The organism is Nocardia sp. NRRL S-836 (genome assembly GCF_001279525.1).
Lineage (GTDB): Bacteria > Actinomycetota > Actinomycetes > Mycobacteriales > Pseudonocardiaceae > Lentzea.
In genome coordinates, this window is sequence record NZ_LGDY01000091.1 from 805346 (window position 1) to 824056 (window position 18711).

Genomic DNA, 18711 nt, shown 5'->3' on the forward strand with positions numbered 1-18711 from the left:
GTGTGAACGAGCACCCTACGGTGCATGAAATTACGCACCCCAGCGTTTCTCGCGACCGTGCTCGCCGTCGCCGCACTGTCCACCCCTGTCGCCGCTGAAGCCGACCGGCCCGGCTGGTTCACGTCCTGGGCGCAGTCGCAGCAGAACCTCGCCCCGGTCACGCTGCACGACCAGTCGCTGCGGATGATCACGCACCTCAGCCAGGGCGGCAGCGCGGTGCGGGTCAGGCTGCAGAACACCTTCGGCACGCGGCCGCTGACCGTGGACCGCACCACCGCTGCGCTCAGCACCGGCGACGCGGCGGTCGCCCGGCCGGTGGACGTCACGTTCGGCGGGCGCGCAACGGTGACGATCCCGGCCGGCGGCGAGGTGTGGAGCGACCGGACGGCGCTGGACACGGTGGCCGGCAGCGATCTCGCGGTCAGCATGTACGTCCGCGGCGATGTCGTGCCCGGCCGGCACGAGTCGGCGTTCCGGGACAACTACCTCACCCCGGCGGGGTCGGGGGAGCACACGACGGACACGGGCGCGGCCTATACGCAACAGGTGCAGTCGACATACCTGGTCAGCGCGGTGGACGTGTTCAGTCCCCGCCTGAAGGGCACGATCGTGCCGTTCGGCAGCTCGGTGGTCGACGGCGTGGGCAGCACGAACTGCGGACCGGGCTGCACCGAGCTGGGCACGAACAAGCGGTGGACGGACGTGCTCGCGCGGCGGATCGCGGCGGAGCTGCCCCGCGACCGGCAGCTGGCCGTGGCCAACGCGGGGATCAGCGGCACCACGAGCGCGGTCTGCCCACGCACGCCGGGCGCGGCCGTAGGGCTCGATGCGGTGTCACGGCTGGAAAGGGACGTGCTCGCACTGCACGGCGTCACCGACGTCGTCTACTACTACGGCACGAATGACATCGCGAACGGCTGCACGGCCAACGACATCGTGACCAGCTATCGCGCCGTGTTCGAACGGCTGCGCAAGGCCGGGATCGCCGTGCACGTCACGCCGATCACGCCCCGGCCCGGCTACAGCGATCAGAACAACGTCGACCGGCACGCCGTCAACGACTTCGTGAAGCGCGGCGGTGACTGCTCCGGCACCTGCGCCGGGGTCGTGGACCTCGACCAGGTGCTGGAGGACCCGATCAGGCCGAACAGCATCAACCCGCCCTACGACACCGGTGACGGCGTGCACGCCAACATCACCGGCCAGCAGGCGATCGCCGACTTCTTCGCGCTGCGGTCGTTCGCCTGAGCCGCGGTGTCACGACAGCAGGTCGGCGTTGATGCGCGCACCGGCGAGCGCTCCGGCCGCGGCGGACGCGCCGACCTGCGCGGTGGGATCGGTGGCGTTGCCCGCGACCCACACGCCCGGCACCGCGGTGCTGCCCGCGGCACCGGTCACGAAGTGGCGGCCCAGGCCGTCGGGCAGGTCCGCCATCGGCAGACGCAGACCCTCGATGCCGTCGGTGCGGGCGAACATCCTGGTCATCACGGCGATCACCCGGCGCGGCACGACCTCGCCGCCGGCCAGTCGGACGCCGGTGATCTCGTCGCCGTCGGTCTCGACCGCGGCGACCGGGGTGTCGACGACCCGGATGCCCTTGCCCGCGAACCGGGCGCGGGTGGCGTCGTCGAGCCCGGTGCCGTTGGTGAAGTAGACGAGGTCGTCGGTGAGCTGCCGGAACAGCACCGCGTGGTGCACCGACGCCGGACCCACCGCGAGCACGCCGATCGGCTCGTCGCGGACCTCCCAGCCGTGGCAGTACGGGCAGTGCACGAGCCCGCAGCCCCAGTGCCTGGCCAGTCCGGGCACGTCGGGGAGCTCGTCGCGCAGCCCGGTGGCGACGAGCAACCGGCGTGCGCGCAGGGCTTGGCCGCCGGCGAGCGTGACGGTGAAGCCGTCGCCGTCCGGTTCCGCCGAGGAGACCTCGCCGTCGATGATCTCCCCGCCGTAGCTCCGCACCTCCTCGCGGCCGCGCTTGAGCAGCTCGGAGGGCGGGATGCCGTCGTGGCCGAGCAGTCCGTGCACGCCGTGCGCCGGGGCGTTGCGAGGGGTGCCGCTGTCGACCACGACGACGGTGCGGCGGGAACGGGCGAGCATGAGTGCGCCGCTCAGTCCGGCGGCGCCACCGCCGATCACGACGGCATCGAAGTTGTTTTTCATGGTTCGACCGTAAGCACGGTTTGCGGCTGAAGCATATGATCGTGCGCATGACGCAAGAAGATGGCGAGTTGGACAGCCTCGTGCGCAAACGGATCCGTGCCTTGCGGGTGGCGCAGGGCTGGTCGCTGGAGGAGCTGGCGACCCGTGCCCGGCTGAGCCCGTCGTCGCTCAGCCGGATCGAGAACGGTCAGCGCCGCCTCGCCCTGGACCAGCTCGTCGTCCTCGCGCGGGCCCTGGACACGTCGCTCGACCAGCTCGTGGAGACCGACACCGACGACGTGATCCTCAGCCCGATGATCGACGGTGCGCGCGATCAGCTGCGCTGGCCGATCAGGGCCGAACCGGGCATGACCGTGATCCGGCAGCGCATGACGACCCCGCCACCCGAAAGCCCCTCCGGCCTGCGCGCGCACTCGGGTCACGAGTGGCTCGTCGTGCTGTCCGGCACGGCGATCCTGCTCCTGGGCAACCGCCGGTTCCGGGTGGAGACGAACCAGGCCGCCGAGTTCCCCACGATGCTGCCGCACGCAATCGGGACCGCGGGCGGGCCGTGCGAGGTCATGGGGATCTTCGACCGGGAGGCGCGGCGGGGGCACAACGACAAGAAGGCCGCGGCGGGTCCGGGCTGATCTTGCGCGATCGGCAGGGTGGAGGACGACCTCGTTGCTTCGTTGGCAAGACGTCGTGCACCTGGCGCATGGCGGACCTAGCTTGAGGGCATGAGCAACGAGCACGGACACGGCCATGGGCATGGACACGGCCACGGACATGAGCACGACCACGGCATGGCGGACATCCTCGACCTCGACGCCGAGGTCGTCGCCGAGCACACCGCCGCCATCACCGCGTGGCTGCCCGTCGACCACCCACGTCACGTCGTGGACCTGGGCTGCGGCACCGGCGCCGGCACGTTCGCTCTGCTCACCCAGTTCCCCGAGGCACGCGTCACGGCCGTCGACTCCGACGTCGACCACCTCCGGCGCCTGCGCGACAAGGCCTGCGAACTTGGCCTCGCCGACCGCGTCACCACCGTCCAGGCCGACCTCGACATCACCTGGCCTGACCTCGGCACCCCCGACCTGGTCTGGGCCTCCGCCTCGATGCACCACATGGCCGACCCCGCCCGCGTGCTGCGCCAGGTCCACGACACCCTCGCCGCCGGCGGCCTGTTCGCCGTGATCGAGCTGGCCGGCTTCCCGCGCTTCCTCGGCGACGATCTGGAGGACCGCGTCCACGCCGCCAGCGACCGCCGCCACGCCGAGCTCATGCCCCACCGCGGCGCCGACTGGGGCCCGAAGCTCACCGCCGCCGGCTTCACCGTCGAGGGCGAACGCACCCTCACCGTGCACGTCGAACGCTCCGAGGCGGTCGGCCGCTACGCCCTCACCAGCCTGCAACGCATGCGCGGCACCGTCGTCGATCTCCTCCCACCCGAGGACCTCGCCGCGCTCGACGCCCTCCTCGACCCGCACAACCCCAATGGCCTGCTGCACCGTGACGACCTGGCCGTGCGCACCGAACGTTCCGTGTGGGCCGCACGAAAGGCATGACCCCAAGAGCCATTGGGACGATCACGGATCCCAACGGCAAGACCGCAACTTGCGCACGAGCCGATCGCATGACCGGCCCGTGCGCCGGCAACTTGTCCGCTTTGACATGCCGGATACCTCCGAACGGCCGTAGCAGGCCATCCGAACCGTGTGCGTGGATGTATGGGAGCGCTCTTACAACGTTGTAAATCGAAGGGGAATCTCGCCGATGAGGAAAGCCGCCCCCGCACTCGTCGCTCTGCTGCTCACACTGGGCGTCATGCCAGGGACACCGCCGGCGTCGGCCGCCGAGCCCGTGCACGGCCTGAAGGGCGAGTACTTCAGCATGTCGGCGCCGGGCGCCAGGGACTTCGCGAACCTCGCGGGCACGGTGCTCGACGCCGAGGTGAACCACTCGGACCTGACGTCGGTGTTCGGGTTCCTGGCCGGGCGCACGGAGCACACGACGGCGCGCTGGACCGGGCAGATCGCCGTGCCGCAGACCGGTGACTACACGTTCCACGCCATCGGGGACAACGGGTTCCGGCTGTTCGTCGACGGACAGCCGGTGATCGACCACTGGGTGGGCGACTGGGACCGGGAGCAGACGAGCGCGCCGGTCAGCCTCACGGCCGGCCGGCAGTACGACTTCCGGCTGGAGATGTTCCAGGACGTCGGTGGTGCCAACATGTTCCTGCGCTGGTCGAGTGCGACCACGCCGAAGCAGATCGTGCCGGAGTCCGCGTTCACGCCGCCGCGGGACTTCCGGGTCGTGCCGCGTGCCGCGGAGGTCTCCAGGGACGGCCGCACGCTCACCGCGGAGTTCGACGGGCGCGTCACCGGGACGAACGACCTCAGGGACCACCTGCGGGTCGAGGTCGACGCCACGCCGATGCCGGTCTCGGTCATCACCGCGGGCCGCGGGAAGGTCACCGTCCGGCTGGCGGAGCGGGTGCTCAAGAGCCAGCGGGTGAAGATCTACTACGACGGTGCCGGCGCGCTGGCCGTGGACGGCAGGAAGGTCGAGAAGACCGCGCGGACGGTCAAGAACACCTCGACCGAGCGGCTCAGGACGCCGTGGGGGGAGAGGTTCGACGCGCGCAACCCGTTGCCGGAGTACCCGCGGCCGCAGTTGCAGCGCGACCGGTGGGTCAACCTCAACGGGCCGTGGGAGTTCGCGGGCGCCAAGGCCGGCGAGCAGCCGCGGTTCGGCCGGAAGCTGCCGGAGAAGATCATCGTCCCGTACCCGGTCGAGTCGCAGCTGTCGGGGCTCGAACGGCACGAGGACCACATGTTCTACCGCAAGACCGTGACCGTTCCGCACGACTGGCGGATCGGCAACGGGCAGCGGCTCAAGCTCAACTTCGGCGCGGTGGACTACCAGGCGAAGGTGTGGGTCAACGGCACGCTGGTCGCCGAGCACACCGGCGGTTACACGGCGTTCAGCGCGGACATCACCGACGCCCTCAAGCGCGGTGAACAGGAGATCGTCGTCGCGGTCACCGACACCACCGGTCCGCACCAGCCCAAGGGCAAGCAGTCGCCCAACCCCGGCGGCATCTTCTACACGCCGTCATCGGGCATCTGGCAGACCGTCTGGCTGGAACCGGTCGCGGACCAGGGCATCGACGAGATCAAGACCACCCCCGACCTCACCACGAACACCCTCGCGCTGAGGGTGAAGTCGGCGGGCAACGCCACCGTCACTGCGGTCGCGAAGGACGCGCGCGGCAGGCAGGTCGGCACGGTCACCGGGCCAGCCAACGCGGACCTGCGGCTGCCGGTGCCGAACCCGCACCTGTGGACGCCGGACGACCCGTACCTCTACGACCTCGAGATCACGCTCGGCAGGGACCGGGTGAAGAGCTACTTCGGCATGCGGTCCACCGGCATCGCGAACGTCGGCGGCACGCCGAAGCTGACCCTCAACGGCCAGCCGATCTTCAACCTGATGCAGCTCGACCAGGGCTTCTACCCGGACGGCCTGAACACCGCGCCGAGCGACGAGGCGCTGGTGTTCGACCTGAAGGCGCAGAAGGACCTCGGTTTCAACGCCGTGCGCAAGCACATCAAGGTCGAGCCCGCCCGCTGGTACTACCACGCCGACCGGCTGGGACTGCTGGTGTGGCAGGACTTCGTCTCCGTCGAGGACGGCAACGACCCCGGTGCGCAGCAGGCGTGGCTCAGCCAGGGCCGGGACATGATGGAGCAGCTGCACAACTACCCGTCGATCTACGCGTGGATCGTGTTCAACGAGGGCTGGGGCGAGTGGGATCGCACCGCCACCGGCCAGATCACCGACGGCGTCAAGGCCGCCGACCCGAGCCGGGTCGTCAACGCGCACAGCGGCGTGAACTGCTGCGCCTCCAAGGGGGACAGCGGCCGGGGTGACGTCATCGACCACCACGACTACAACAACACCGACCCGGCGCGTCCGGACGGCAAGCGGGTTGTGATGGACGGCGAGCACGGCGGCTTCACGCTGCGCACGCCGGGACACCAGTGGCCCGGTGCGCCGATCGCGATCTACAGCGGTGTGGCGGACAAGGCGGCGCTGACGGCGAAGTACGTCGACAACACCCGCACGTTCTACCTCGGCCAAGCCCGCCAGGAGCTGTCGGCGTCGGTCTACACCCAGGTCACCGACCTGGAAGGCGAGCTCAACGGTCTGTGGACCTACGACCGCAAGCGCGTCAAGGTCGACCCCGGTCCGGTGCGCGAGATCAACCGGCGGGTGATCGAGGCGGGTGCGAACGCGGGCAAGCCGTACCCGTACGCGGGGAGCGGCGAGTGGAAGCTGAACGAGACCCGCGGCACGACCGCCAAGGACTCGACCGGCAAGAACCCGCTCACGCTCAGCCCGACCGGTGCCACGTGGAAGGACGGCGCACTGCAGTTCCGCAACGGCTCGGCGGAGACCTACGGACCCGTGGTCGACACGACCAAGGACTACACGGTGTCCGCCAAGGTCAGGCTCGACGAGGTGCCGGGCAACTACGCCACCGCCGTCAGCCAGGACGGCCGCGAGCGGGAGAACCCCTTCTACCTGCAGTACGGCCAAGGTGCGTTCGCGTTCAGCACCCCCGGCGGCAACCGGGCCCGGTACGAGGTCACCCCGGAGGTCGGCCGCTGGTACGAGCTCAGGGGTGAGCGGAGGGGCAGCGAGATCCGGCTCTACGTCGACGGCGTGCTGGTCGCCACGACGGCGGCGGGGCCGTCGGTCGTGAGCACCGGCGCGCTCGCGGTGGGACGTGCCAAGTACAACGGCCAGAACGTCGACTTGTGGCCCGGTGCGATCAAGGAGGTCCGCATCGGCTCCTGACGGTGGGAGAACGCTCTCCCAGCGTGGTACAACCGGTGTATGAGCAGGAGCGCGCCCACGCTGGAGGACGTCGCCAGAGTTGCGGGTGTCTCACGCGCGACCGTCTCGCGCGTGGTCAACGGCACCCGCAACGTCGACCCGCAGCTCCAGGAGACGGTGCGCAACGCGATCGAGCAGACCGGGTACTCGCCCAACCGGGCGGCCCGGTCTCTCGTCACGCGCCGCACCGGCACGGTCGCGCTGGTGATCTCCGGTGCCGGCGGGGGATCGGACGTCTTCACCGACCCGTTCTTCGGCCGGGTGACCGCAGGCGTGGTCGACTGCCTGCGCCCGCACGGCGTGCACCCGGTGCTCATGCTCGCCGACTCCGAGCAGGCCAGAACCGAGGTCGTCGAGTTCCTGCGCCAGGGCAGTGCCGACGGCGCCCTGCTCGTGACCACGCACCCCGCCGACCCGTTGCCCGCCAGGCTGATGGCCGCCGGGGTGCCCGCGGTGCTCTACGCCAGACCCGGCACACCGACGCCGGTCAGCTACGTCGACCTGGACCACCGCGCCGGTGGGCGGCTCGCGGCGGACCACCTGGTCGCGGGCGGGCGGACCAACGTCGTCACCATCTCCGGCCCGTTGGACGTCCTGGCGAGCCAGGACCGGCTCGCCGGGTTCCGCGATGCCATGGCGCGCCACGGGTTCCCGTACGTGCCGAGCGCGGAGGGCGGGTTCACCGCGCAGAGCGGCGAGGCCGCGATGAACCGGCTGCTCACCGAGCACCCCGACCTCGACGGCGTGTTCGCCGCGAACGACCTGATGGCGCAGGCGGCGGTGTTCGTGGTGCAGGCGCACGGGTTGCGCGTGCCCGACGACGTGGCGGTCGTGGGTTTCGACGACAGCGCACCCGCGCTCGCGTGCCGCCCGCAGCTCACGACCGTGCGGCAACCGGTCGAGGAGATGGCCGCCGAGATGGCCGAACTCCTGCTCGCTGACCTCGAAGAACCGGGACAACGGCCGAGATCCGTCATCTTCGAACCGGAACTCGTCGTCCGCGCCTCTGCTTGATTGACCTGCCCGACACGCGGCGTTAACGTCTGGGAGAGCGCTCTCACGGCGACCGGTCGCCACCGTCCCCGGCCTCTCCAGGCCCTTTCGCGTCAGGCAGGATCATGGGCATACCCCTGTCCAGGGTGGCCGCGCTCGCCGCCGCCGCTCTGTGTCTCGTGACCACCGTCAGCGCCACGACCTCCGCCGGTGCCGCCGCGTGCGGCACCTCCAACGTCGCGCTCAACCGCCCGGCAACGGCGTCCTCCACCGAGAACGGCGGCACGCCCGCTGCCGCCGCCGTCGACGGCAACGCGGGCACCCGCTGGTCGTCGCAGTTCTCCGACCCGCAGTGGCTGCAGGTCGACCTCGGCTCCACCCAGCAGGTCTGCCGCGTCACCCTGAGCTGGGAAGGCGCGTACGGCAAGGCCTTCCAGGTGCAGGTGAGCGACAACGCGGCCGACTCCGGTTCGTGGCGCAACGTCTACTCGACCAGCACCGGCACCGGCGGCACGCAGGCGCTCGACGTCAGCGGCTCCGGCCGGTACGTGCGGGTGCTGGGCACCCAGCGCGGCACCGGCTACGGGTACTCGTTGTGGGAGCTCGGCGTCAACACCACCACCGACCCGACCGGGGTGCCGCCGACCGACCCGCGCAACCCCGACTTCGGGCCGAACGTGTTCGTCTACGGGCCGGGTTCGTCGCAGTCGGAGATGCAGTCGCGGCTCGACGCGATCTCCGCGCAGATGAAGACCAACCAGTTCGGGCCGCAGCGCTATGCCGTGCTGTTCAAGCCCGGCAGCTACGACGCCGACGTGAACCTGCGCTTCTACACGCAGGTGGCGGGCCTGGGGCTGAACCCGGACGACGTCAACATCAACGGCCACATCCGGGTCGAGGCCGACTGGCTGCAGCAGGGCGACGACCCGAACAACCTCGGCAACGCGACGCAGAACTTCTGGCGTGGCGCGGAGAACCTGTCGGTCACGCTGCCGGCGAACCAGATCGAGCGCTGGGCGGTCTCGCAGGCCACCGCGTACCGGCGGATGCACCTGCGCGGCCAGGCGCACCTCTGGAACGGCTACGACGGCTGGGCCAGCGGCGGCCTGATCGTGGACAGCAAGATCGACGGTGTCGTGGTCTCGGGTTCGCAGCAGCAGTTCCTGACCCGCAACAGCAACCTGGCCGGCGGCTGGTCGGGCTCGGTGTGGAACATGGTGTTCGCCGGCACCCAGGGCGCACCGCCTGACCACTTCCCGAACCCGTCGCACACCACCGTCGACACCTCGCCGGTGACGCGCGAGAAGCCGTTCCTCTACCTCGACGGCACCGGTGAGTACCGGGTGTTCCTGCCCGCGCTGCGCACCAACTCGCGTGGCACCAGCTGGGAGAACGGCAACCCGGGCAGTTCCGTGTCGCTGGCGGACTTCTTCGTCGTCAAGTCCGGCACGCCGGTCACGACGATCAACGCCGCACTGGCGCAGGGCAAGCACCTGCTGCTCACGCCGGGCGTGCACCAGGTCGACGACACCATCCGCGTCACCCGCCCCAACACCGTCGTGCTCGGCCTCGGGCTCGCGACGCTGACGCCGACCACCGGGAGGGCGGCGCTGTCGACGTCCGATGTGGACGGTGTCAGGCTGGCCGGGTTCCTGGTCGACGCCGGCGTGCAGAACTCGCCGGTGCTGCTGGAGATCGGTGACTCCGGCGCGGCCGACCACACGGCGAACCCGACCTCGCTGCACGACGTGTACCTGCGGGTCGGCGGGTCGCAGGCGGGCAAGGCGACGGTCAGCATGCGGGTCAACAGCCGCAACACGATCATCGACCACACCTGGGTGTGGCGGGCCGACCACGGCGCGGGCGTGAGCTGGACGGCGAACCCGGGCCAGAACGGCGTGGTCGTCAACGGCGACAACGTGACCGCGTACGGGTTGTTCGTCGAGCACTACCAGCAGTACAACCTGGTGTGGAACGGCAACGGCGGCCGCGTCTACCTCTACCAGAACGAGCTGCCGTACGACCCGCCGAACCAGGCCGCCTGGATGAACGGCTCCAAGCGGGGCTGGGCCGGCTACAAGGTTGCCGACTCGGTCACCACGCACCAGGCGTTCGGTGTCGGCGTCTACTGCTTCAACCAGGCCAACCCGAGCGTGGTCACCGACAACGCGTTCGAGGCACCGAACCGGCCGGGTGTGCGGTTCACGCACCTGGTCGCGGTGTCGCTGGGCGGCGTGGGCACGATCGCCAACGTCATCAACGGCACCGGCGGTCAGGCGGACCTCGCGAACCAGATCCGGTACGTCGTGAACTACCCGTGACCGGGCTCTGCCCGGCCTGAACACCCGGCGGGCGCCGCGACCACCCCGGTCGCGGCGCCCGTTTTCGCTGTGTTCGCAAAGAAAACACCCCAGGGCACGCGCCGCCCTGGGGTGCATGGAGGGGAGAACGCTACCTCGGCAACCGGTAGTCCGGGCCGAGCGCGGCACCCCTTTGTGGCTTGTACAGATCATATCCACGCGGGTCGCACTGCAGGCCACCGTTGACGCAGTGGCGCACCAGCGCGGCCTGGGTGGGGGCGTCCCAGGCGTTCATGAAGTCGTAGTGCCAGGTGTAACCGCGGCCGCTGGACAGCCGGATGCGGGACATGTCACCGGACACCGGGAACGCCATCTTGAACTCCAGCATCGGCACCGCGACCGGGTGCGAGGCCGGGCAGACCAGCGTGGCGCGGTCCGGGTAGGCCATGTGCGCCTTGTGATCGGCCGAGTCGAGGTCGCGGCCGTTCCAGCAGCTCGGTGCCTGGTAACGGATGTTGAGCTGGGTGCCCGGCGGGCACCAGGCGGGGATGTCCCAGTTGTGGGAGCTGTCGCCGCACTCCCAGCCCTCCACGGCACCGGGCGCGGTGCGGAACTCCTCCTGGGAGGCACCGGGACTGCCGACGACGAACCGGATGCCCGGCGGGAACGGCACGACGTCCTGGTACCTCAGGATGCCGGACTTGTAGTAGATCACCTGCGGGAAGTTCGGCGGCACGACCTGGTCGCCGTTGTAGACCGACGGGAACCAGTACGCGGACCTGTCGTCCGGGGTCTTGCAGTTGGTCTGGCCCGCTTTCAGGGAGTCGTTGGTGGTGCGGGCGTTGGTGGACGGGTTGCCGAGGAACGTGTGGAGGTGCGACGCACCCGCCAGCCCCGGGAAGACGATCGGGTCGTCCGGGAGGTGGTGCGTGACCGAGCAGTTCGCCTGGAACTCGTGGTGGGTGACGAGGTCATCGGCCTGGGCCTGCTGGACGACGACGAACGCCGCCACCAGGGCGGCCGTGACCGCTGACGCGCTGAGCTTTCGGGACACCTGTGTCCTCCTGCCGACGTGGGGAACCGGCTGGGAGAGCGCTCTCCAAACCAGGTTCCCGCCGGAGTGCGCACAGTGTCAAGACCGGTTCTTTTGACACCGCCGACGTCTGGTCGTACCGTTCGTCGGCAGGGTTGTGAGAGCGCTCTCCACGCACACGCAACCCCTACCCGTGGCAGGAGGCGCGATGGTTCGCGTCCGCTCCATCGGCACGGTTCTCGCCGTGCTCGCAAGTCTGGTGCTCGTACCGGGACCGGTGACCGCCGCGCCCGCACTGCTCTCCCGGGGCAAACCCGCCGTCGCGTCCTCGACCGAGAACGGCGGCACGCCCGCCTCGGCCGCCGTCGACGGCGACCCCGCCACCCGCTGGTCCAGCCAGTGGAGCGTCCCGCAGTGGCTGCGCGTGGACCTCGGCGCCTCCTCGTCGGTCACCCGCGTCGAGCTCGACTGGGAGGGCGCGTACGCCACGGCCTTCGACCTCCAGGTGTCGGCGGACGGTGGTGCCTGGCAGTCGATCCGCTCGGTCACCGGCGCCACGGGCGGCAAACAGGGGTACGACGTCAGCGGCACCGGCCGGTACCTGCGCGTCAACGCCACCCAGCGCGCCAACGGCTACGGCGTCTCGCTGTGGGAGCTGCGGGTCTTCGGCACCCAGGGCCCCGCGGCGCCGAGCGGGGTGCACGTGACCGGCTCGCAGGGCAGCTGGCGGTTGCTCGTGGACGGTCAGCCGTGGACGGTGAAGGGCCTGACCTGGGGCCCGCCCGCCGCCGACGCCGCGCGGTACATGCCGGAGCTGAAGTCCATGGGCGTCAACACCTTGCGCACCTGGGGCACGGACGCCTCGACCCGGCCGCTGCTCGACGCGGCGGCCGCGAACGGCCTGCGCGTGATCAACGGCTTCTGGCTGCAACCCGGTGGCGGCCCCGGTTCCGGCGGCTGCGTCAACTACGTCACCGACGCGCGGTACAAGGCGGACACGCTCGCCTCGATCCGGCAATGGGTCACCGCGTACCGGGACCACCCCGGTGTGCTCATGTGGAACGTCGGCAACGAGTCCATCCTCGGCCTGCAGAACTGCTACTCCGGCATCGAGCTGGAGAACCAGCGCGTGGCCTACGCGCGGTACCTCAACGAGGCCGCCCAGGCGATCCACGCCATCGACACCGACCACCCCGTGACGAACACGGACGCGTGGACCGGCGCGTGGGCGTACCTCAAGACGCACACGCCCGATCTCGACCTGTACGCGGTCAACTCCTACGGCAACGTCTGCAAGGTGCGGCAGGACTGGATCGACGGCGGCTACACCAAGCCGTACATCCTCACCGAGGCCGGACCGGCCGGTGAGTGGGAGGTGCCCAACGACGTCAACGGCGTGCCCGCGGAGCCCACGGACGTGCAGAAGCGCGACGGCTACGCCCAGGCGTGGAACTGCATCACCGGCCACACCGGGGTGTCGTTCGGCGGCACGCTGTTCCACTACGGCACCGAGTACGACTTCGGCGCGGTGTGGTTCAACCTGACTCCTGCGGGCAAGAGGCGGCTGTCGTTCTACGCGGTGCAGCGCGCTTTCGGCGGTGCCGTTCCGGCCAACACCCCGCCGGTGATCTCCGCGATGACCGTGCCGTCGTCTGTCGCCGCCGGTGCGCCCCTGGCGATCGACGTGGCGGCGGCCGACCCGGACGGTGACGCGATCACCTGGTCCGCGGCGCTGAACTCGAAGTACGTCGACAACAGCGGAGCCCTGGCGACCGCGCCGGTGCAGGTGAACGGCAACCGCCTGGCGCTGACCGCACCCGACCGCCTCGGCGTGTGGAAGGTCTACGTGCTGGCCGAGGACGGCCGCGGCAACCTCGGCGTCGAGACCCGCTCGGTCCGGGTCGTGGCACCGCGGCCGGCAGGGGAGGACGTCGCGCAGGGCAGGCCGGTCACCGCGTCGTCGTACCAGCAGGTCGGTGACGGGGCGCCGTTCCCGCCGTCCAACGCCGTCGACGGCAACGGTGCGACGCGCTGGGCCACCGACTGGTCCGACCCGCAGTGGCTGGCCGTCGACCTCGGAGCGGTGACGACGTTCCAGCACGTGCAGCTGGTGTGGGAGGGCGCGTTCGGCCGTGCCTACGAGCTCCAGGTGTCCGACAACGGCACCGACTGGCGCGCGGTGTACGGCACGACGTCCGGCAACGGCGGCGTGGACGCCATCGACGTGACGGCGACCGCCCGTCACGTGCGCGTGCACGCCACCCAGCGCGGTACCGGCTGGGGTTACTCGCTCTACGAGCTCGGCGTCTACCGCCGCTGAGCTGGCGAGGGGCCGGGGAGGTCGCGCCTTCCCGGCCCGTCGCGCCTGACCGGCCACGTCGAGTTCGCCCGCGAACACGAGTACGACAGCGGTGAGAACAGGCCGGCCACGACGATGACCAGCGGGTGAGTAGTTCTGCGGTTCCGCCGCGCCCGTCGCGCTGGCAGGGTGATCACGTGGAGGACGTGGGGGAGCGGCAGGGCGTCGGGTTCGCGCTGGCGCAGGTGGGCCTGGCCGGTGTGGCCGGCGGACTGGTCGTGCCGATGGCGCTGGGGACGGTGGTCGGCGCGTTGCTCGGGTCCGTCGTGGCCCTCGTCGTGGCAGCCGGCATGGTCGTCGTGCTGGTGGTGGCGCTGACCGCGGTCGCCGCGCTGGCGCCGGGGGAGTCGTGGCTCACCGGCAACCGGGGCGGGCGGGTGTGCTGGGCCCTGCTCGTCACCGGCGCCGGCTTCGGCCTGTGGCTGCTCGCGTGGGACGTCACCGACGACGCGGAACTGGGCATCAGCCGGTCCGCCGCCTCGTGGCTGCCCGCCACCGCCGCGCTGTTCGCGCTGGTGGCCGGCACGTTGCTGCGCCGCTGGTACCTCGCCCTCGGCTCACTCGCCGTGCTGGTCGCGGCCGGCCTGCTGGTGCTCAAGGCACTCGCCGGCGCACTACCGTCCGATGTGGACAAACGGCTGGCCGAGGTGCAGGTGCCGCGCACGTCGCTCATGGTGGCCACCGTGCCGGGCTACCACCTGCAACCGGCCCAGGGCACGTGGTACCTCCTGCCCGACGACGGCGACCCGAACCCGCCCTCGCCCGACCTCGGCCTGTTCGCCCTGGCCGACCGCCCGACTGCGAAACCGACCCGTACGGCCACCCGTACCCGCCCGTGCGGCGCTGCGAGACCGAACGCACCGGCCTGTTCTTCATCGAGGGCGCCGAGGACCGCAACGCCTACGCCCACCGCGTCGACGGCACCCGCTTCCTGCTCACCGCACCGAAGTCCTTCGACCGCGCCGCCCTGCGCGCCGCCGTGCTCACCGCCCGGCTGGCCGACGGTTCCCCCGCGGTGACCGTGCCCGGCTACTCGGCCACGTCCACCTCACCGCAGGGCACGCACCTCACCCCGGACGACCGCTCGTTGCTGCCGGGCGCCCGGAACATCTCCGTCGGTCCCCGTCTCGGTGCGGACCCTGGTGAGTGCGTGTACGGCGCGCAGGTCTGCGAGGTCGAGTCACCGACGCTGCTCTACGAGCGGTTCACCGACACGCAGGACTACGTGCGCAACGTCGGGGGCATGCAGTTCGAGGTCAGGGGCGGGCTCGCCGTCGACCGGGCGGTGCTGCGCGCCGCCGTGCTGTCCGCACGTCCGGCCACCGACGACGAGGCGCTGGCCATGCTGCCGCCGCCGCGTCCGTCCACACCGGACCGTTCGGTGCGCGGAGCGGTCCGCGAGCTGGCCCGCGACCTGTTCGGCGGACGTTGAGCGGAACACGTGAGTGACAAATCGCTGCCCCGGAGCCATGAGTGGGAAACTGCTGACTGACCGAAGGACGCCGATGGGGCGGCTGTTGGGTGCGCTGACTGTTTCGTGGCAGGCATGGCTTGGCATCACCGTGCTGGTGTTGCTTTCAGGCAGCCTTGCGGTGTGGTGTGAATCGTCCCGCAGGAGGACGTGCTCCGTGGTCCTGGAAGCGACGAAGGACGGCACCTTCTTGCTGGCCGTGCAGCCCAACGGGCGTGTGTTGATGGTCGTACGGCTACCGCATTCCGAACGCTCGACGGTTGGCCGACTGCCTCGTGGGGGCGTGAGTGACAGCCGATGACGACAAAACGCTCGTCGCATTGGAGCACTTGGTCGTCTGGTGCCGTTCGTGAACGCTTCCGCCAGAGCTGCGGAGTCAGTCGTCCACCTCGCGCCGCGACAACCGGACCTCCTCGACGTCCAGCCGCGCCTGCACGGTCCGCAGCACGATGTCGTCGATCGCCCGCTCGTCGCGCAGCCGCACGACCGTGGCCCGCTTGTGCGCGATCAGCTCAAGCCGCAGCGCCGCGTACTCCGCCTCGGCCTGCGTGGCCTCCTCGTCGCCGTCCGCCGCCGAGCGCATGACCTCCAGGTGGTGGTCGTACTCGGCCAGCACCCGCTTGTAGACGACGTCGCTGACGCCGACCTTGTCCGCGAGCACCGGCAGCGCCTCGTAGGCCTCCTCGGAGGCGGTCGTCTGGGCCAGCCGCAGCTCCTCGTCCACGGCGGTGTCCTCCGGCAGCTGCGCCCACCGCACGATCACCGGCAGCAGCAGCGACTGCACGACCAGCGTCAGCACCACGACACCGGACGTGATGAGGACGATCTCCTCGCGGAACGGGAACGGCGCACCGGACGTGGTCGTCTCCGGAACCGCGAGGGCGGCCGCCAGCGACACCGCCCCGCGGAACCCGGCGGCCGTGCTGACCACGCGCTGCCGTGCGCCGACGCGCCGCAGGCGTTGCTGCGGGCGCCGGTCGAGCGCGCGGATGATGTACGGGGTCGTGTTGCTCCACGCCACCCGCGTGCCGACGACCGTCAGCGCCACCAGCCCGATGGTGCCGAACGCCGTCAGCACCTCCGCGCCGTCCAGCGTGCGGATGGCGCCGTGCGCCTGGACTCCGATCAGGACGAACAGCGAGCCGTTCAGCAGGAACGTCGACAGCCGCCAGAACGCCTCCGACTGCTGCCGCGCGTCGGCGCGGACCAGGCGCGGGCCGATCTGGCTCAGCGTCAGGCCCGCGGCGACCACGGCGATCACGCCGGAGCCGTGCACGAGCTCGGCCAGCAGGAACGCCGCGAACGGGGTGAGGACGCTGACCACGCTCTCGTGCAGCGGGTTGTCCAGCCGGCGCCGCACCTGCACCACGAGCCACGCGCACAGCAGCCCGGCCGCCGCGCCGCCGACATACGACAGCAGGAACCGCCACCCGACCAGCCCGGCGCTGTACCGGGCCTCGCCGGCGGTGACGGCGACCGCGATGCCGTAGATGACGAGCGCGGTGCCGTCGTTGATCAGCGACTCGGCCTTGATGACAGTGGTGGTGCGCCGCGGCAGACCCCGCGCGATCGCCGCCACCGCCGTCGCGTCGGTCGGGGCCAGTGCCGCGCCGAGCACCCACGCCGGGCCCCAGGGCAGGCCCAGCGCGTGGCCGACCCAGGCGATCGCCGCGGCCGTCGCGATCACCAGCACGGTGCTGGTCAGCACGATCACGCGCAGGTTCGAGCGGATCTCGCGCAACGAGGTCGTGAGGCTCTCCCAGTACAGCAGCGCCGGGAGGAAGATCAGCAGCATCGCCTCCGGCGGCAGGCTCACCGACTGCAGGCCCGGCACGAAGCCGAGCACCGCGCCGCACCCGACGAGCAGGACCGGCGCCGCGACGCGCAACCGTCCGGATGCGACGCTGCTCGCCAGCACGCACACGCCCAGCACCACCACGAGTTCCAGACCGAGCATGCGCACAATCTAATGCGGCCGCCGGCGTGCACCGCACCGTCCGGCGCCGGGGGTCAGGCGGTCAGCGCGGCGTCCAGCTCGGCGAGCAGCCGCGACTTGGGCCGCGCCCCCACGATCGACCGGATCGGCACGCCGTCGCGGAACAGCAGCATCGTGGGCAGCGACATCACCTGGAAGTCGCGGGCCGTCGCCGTGTTCTCGTCGGCGTTGATGCGCAGGACGGTCAGGTCGTCGCGCTCGCGGTCGATCTCGTCCAGGATCGGCGACAGCATGTGGCACGGTCCGCACCACTGCGCCCAGAACTCGACGAGCACGGTCCCGGTCCCCACGCTCTGCGCGAACGTCGCGTCGGTCAGCTGCACTTGAACTCCTTGGGTTCGTCCACCCGGCACGGGTCGAAGGCCTCGATCTTGTCCACGAGGAACGCGCGCACCGCGCCCAGCCGGTCCAGGCACGCGTCCAGCTCGGCGAGCTTGCGCCGGTAGACCGCCCGCGAGTCGGGGCACGAGTCGCCGGACTCGTGGCCGGCCCGCAGGCACGCCACGAACGGCCGGGTGTCCTCCAGCGACAGCCCGATCGACTGCAACGACTGGATCTCCGACACCAGCCGGAGGTCGTGCTCGTCGTACTCGCGGTAGCCGTTGGCCGTGCGCTGCGCCTCCAGGAGCCCCTGCGACTCGTAGAAGCGCAACGCACGGGTCGTCGTGCCGGCCCGCCTGGCCAGTTCGCCGATCCTCATGCCGCAGACGCTAAACGTTGACGTCCACGTCAAGGCAACACCGTTTCCAGCCTCCTCCGGAGGAGGCGGGCCCGCGGTCACCTGTTCACGGACGGCAGCTCCCCGGTCGTGGTGAGCTGCTCCGCGAGGTCGCGGAGCTTGGTGTTGGTGAGCTGGCTGGTGCGGACGAGCACGGTGAACGCCTGGTCGGCGCTGAGCTTGTGCCGTTCCATCAGGATGCCCTTGGCCTGACCGATCAGGTCGCGGGTCTGCACCGCCTCGCCCATGTGCCGGCGTTGCTGGGCGGCGGCCAGCGCGATCGCCGCGTGCCCCGCGAACAGGTTGCCGACGTGGTGCGACTCGTCGTCGAACGCGCGGGCCTCACCGGCGTAGAGGTTGAGTGCACCCAGGTCGTCGTCCTGCACGAACAGCTGGAACGACAGCATGCTCCCCACCTCGAGCTTCGCGGCGCTGTCCGCGAACAGGGGCCACCGCTCGTCCTGGGCGACGTCGGGCACGGAGACGACCCTGTCCTGGTACAGCGCGGCCAGGCACGGACCCTGCCCGGTGTCGAACTGCGCCTGGTCGACGTCGCACGGCAGCTCTCCGGTGGACGCCACGGTCCGGATCTCCCGCCGGCCCAGGACGGTCATGATGCCCGCGTGCTCGGCCCCGGGAACGGTGCCCACCGCCGCGTGCACGATCGCGTCCATCGTCGCCTGCTCGTCGCCCTGCCGTTGCAGCATGCGGGCGATCCCGGCCAGCTGGGTGGCCAAATCGCGGTCACCCGCGGTGTCGTTCGTCATGGGCCACCTCCTGTCCGTCGTGGT

The 18711-nt window shown here is 70.8% G+C and carries 15 protein-coding genes; 9 read left to right on the forward strand and 6 right to left on the reverse strand.

Annotated features, from left to right (window positions below):
- Positions 1–24 precede the first annotated feature (24 nt).
- A complete protein-coding gene (locus tag ADL03_RS14460) occupies positions 25–1248 on the forward strand; it encodes a GDSL-type esterase/lipase family protein (protein ID WP_053733870.1) in 1224 nt (407 codons plus the stop codon).
- Between the two features lie 9 nt (positions 1249–1257).
- Here ADL03_RS14460 and ADL03_RS14465 read toward each other — a convergent pair whose 3' ends face one another.
- Positions 1258–2160 (reverse strand): NAD(P)/FAD-dependent oxidoreductase, encoded by a 903-nt coding sequence (locus ADL03_RS14465; protein WP_053733871.1) that lies wholly within the window; start codon positions 2158–2160, stop codon positions 1258–1260.
- A 47-nt stretch (positions 2161–2207) separates the two neighbouring features.
- Between ADL03_RS14465 and ADL03_RS14470 the strand changes: the two genes are divergently transcribed.
- From ADL03_RS14470 to ADL03_RS14490, 5 genes are all read left to right on the forward strand, one after another.
- On the forward strand, positions 2208–2789 hold the full coding sequence (locus ADL03_RS14470) for a helix-turn-helix domain-containing protein (protein WP_053734014.1): 582 nt from the start codon (positions 2208–2210) through the stop codon (positions 2787–2789).
- A 90-nt stretch (positions 2790–2879) separates the two neighbouring features.
- Positions 2880–3710 (forward strand): trans-aconitate 2-methyltransferase, encoded by an 831-nt coding sequence (locus ADL03_RS14475; protein ID WP_053733872.1) that lies wholly within the window; start codon positions 2880–2882, stop codon positions 3708–3710.
- A gap of 208 nt (positions 3711–3918) precedes the next feature.
- Positions 3919–7011: a glycoside hydrolase family 2 gene (locus tag ADL03_RS14480; RefSeq protein WP_053733873.1), complete on the forward strand. Its 3093-nt coding sequence runs from the start codon at positions 3919–3921 to the stop codon at positions 7009–7011.
- 39 nt (positions 7012–7050) lie between these two features.
- Positions 7051–8064, forward strand: coding sequence for a LacI family DNA-binding transcriptional regulator (locus tag ADL03_RS14485; RefSeq protein WP_053733874.1), 1014 nt, complete (start codon positions 7051–7053; stop codon positions 8062–8064).
- Positions 8065–8168: 104 nt separating this feature from the next.
- A complete protein-coding gene (locus ADL03_RS14490) occupies positions 8169–10364 on the forward strand; it encodes a discoidin domain-containing protein (RefSeq protein WP_053733875.1) in 2196 nt (731 codons plus the stop codon).
- 130 nt (positions 10365–10494) lie between these two features.
- On the opposite strand, the gene ADL03_RS14495 is transcribed toward ADL03_RS14490, so the two are convergent.
- Positions 10495–11397 carry a DUF1996 domain-containing protein gene (locus ADL03_RS14495; RefSeq protein ID WP_053733876.1) on the reverse strand — a complete coding sequence of 301 codons (903 nt, stop codon included), beginning with the start codon at positions 11395–11397 and terminating at the stop codon, positions 10495–10497.
- Positions 11398–11584: 187 nt separating this feature from the next.
- Between ADL03_RS14495 and ADL03_RS14500 the strand changes: the two genes are divergently transcribed.
- The 3 genes from ADL03_RS14500 to ADL03_RS14510 all read left to right on the forward strand — a co-directional run bounded on the left by ADL03_RS14500 (position 11585) and on the right by ADL03_RS14510 (position 15167).
- Positions 11585–13696 carry a discoidin domain-containing protein gene (locus ADL03_RS14500; protein ID WP_053733877.1) on the forward strand — a complete coding sequence of 704 codons (2112 nt, stop codon included), beginning with the start codon at positions 11585–11587 and terminating at the stop codon, positions 13694–13696.
- Positions 13697–13872: 176 nt separating this feature from the next.
- Positions 13873–14754 (forward strand): hypothetical protein, encoded by an 882-nt coding sequence (locus tag ADL03_RS14505; protein ID WP_053733878.1) that lies wholly within the window; start codon positions 13873–13875, stop codon positions 14752–14754.
- Positions 14715–15167: a hypothetical protein gene (locus tag ADL03_RS14510; RefSeq protein ID WP_053733879.1), complete on the forward strand. Its 453-nt coding sequence runs from the start codon at positions 14715–14717 to the stop codon at positions 15165–15167. Before ADL03_RS14505 ends, ADL03_RS14510 begins: the two co-directional genes overlap by 40 nt.
- Before the next feature lie 415 nt (positions 15168–15582).
- Here the strand turns inward: ADL03_RS14510 and ADL03_RS14515 are convergent, their stop codons facing one another.
- The 4 genes from ADL03_RS14515 to ADL03_RS14530 all read right to left on the reverse strand — a co-directional run bounded on the left by ADL03_RS14515 (position 15583) and on the right by ADL03_RS14530 (position 18687).
- Complete coding sequence (locus ADL03_RS14515) at positions 15583–17163, reverse strand: Na+/H+ antiporter (RefSeq protein ID WP_053734015.1); 1581 nt, start codon at positions 17161–17163, stop codon at positions 15583–15585.
- A gap of 53 nt (positions 17164–17216) precedes the next feature.
- Positions 17217–17525 (reverse strand): thioredoxin, encoded by a 309-nt coding sequence (gene trxA / locus ADL03_RS14520; RefSeq protein ID WP_082373115.1) that lies wholly within the window; start codon positions 17523–17525, stop codon positions 17217–17219.
- Entirely contained in the window at positions 17516–17902 is a 387-nt protein-coding gene (locus ADL03_RS14525) for a MerR family transcriptional regulator (protein ID WP_053733881.1), read from the reverse strand. Before ADL03_RS14525 ends, trxA begins: the two co-directional genes overlap by 10 nt.
- A 77-nt stretch (positions 17903–17979) precedes the next feature.
- Positions 17980–18687, reverse strand: a complete 708-nt coding sequence (locus ADL03_RS14530; RefSeq protein ID WP_053733882.1) for a GAF and ANTAR domain-containing protein — start codon at positions 18685–18687, stop codon at positions 17980–17982.
- Positions 18688–18711: the final 24 nt, after the last annotated feature.